Source organism: Mesotoga sp. UBA5557, assembly GCF_002425715.1.
Lineage (GTDB): Bacteria > Thermotogota > Thermotogae > Petrotogales > Kosmotogaceae > Mesotoga.
Genome location: NZ_DIMV01000011.1, coordinates 1 through 565, shown reverse-complemented (window position 1 = coordinate 565; position 565 = coordinate 1). Strand labels below are relative to the sequence as shown.

The following is a 565-nucleotide window of genomic DNA, read 5'->3' as shown; positions in this document are numbered from 1 at the left end:
CGGTCTTATCAGTGAACGGGTTTCATGATCTTGAACGGTAAACGGCGAACCATGTTTTAGAGCGTACAGCGGCTCTTTCAGAGAACGGTGAACCGACAACGGGCAACTATTTCTTCTGCTTGCAACTGACAACAGGTGAACTTGGAACTGCTTCTTTCCGGTGGACGGTGGACCGTTGACGGACAACGTTGTTTTGAGCAGCGATCAGCGGGTCTTTGTTCTTAAGCGTATAGTGGATCTTCAGGGCGAGATCCCGTGCAAAGGCATCACGGGATGACGAAGTGAGTTGAATTAGGGCAGGCTCTACGGAATGACGGCCATGATTACTTCATATGACTCTGCTTTCCTCGTTATCCTCGTGCTTCTGGTAAGGATTTTTACGGAACTTCTGGCGTTCAGCGAACTTCTGGCGTCCAGCGGCTCTTTGTGACCAGCATAAGCTGAGATCGACTCCTGCTCTTTCGCTTCATCCTGGGGCGCAAGCGCCACCATCGCTTCCGCCGGTGATCTCTCGGCGCATCACTTCCCCGGATGTTCTTTCGGGCCTCACTTCCCGACGAAGTCG

Annotated in this window: 1 protein-coding gene; it reads right to left on the bottom strand. The window is 52.6% G+C overall.

The genetic code is table 11. The features are described 5' to 3' along the window. Window positions 1-303: 303 nt before the first annotated feature. Entirely contained in the window at window positions 304-492 is a 189-nt protein-coding gene (locus B3157_RS00805; RefSeq protein ID WP_292588092.1) for a hypothetical protein, read from the bottom strand. Window positions 493-565 lie beyond the last annotated feature (73 nt).

Bases quoted from the DNA above. Each gene is read 5' to 3' on its own strand.
- B3157_RS00805 (WP_292588092.1), bottom strand. From the start codon at position 492: ATGGTGGCGCTTGCGCCCCAGGATGAAGCGAAAGAGCAGGAGTCGATC.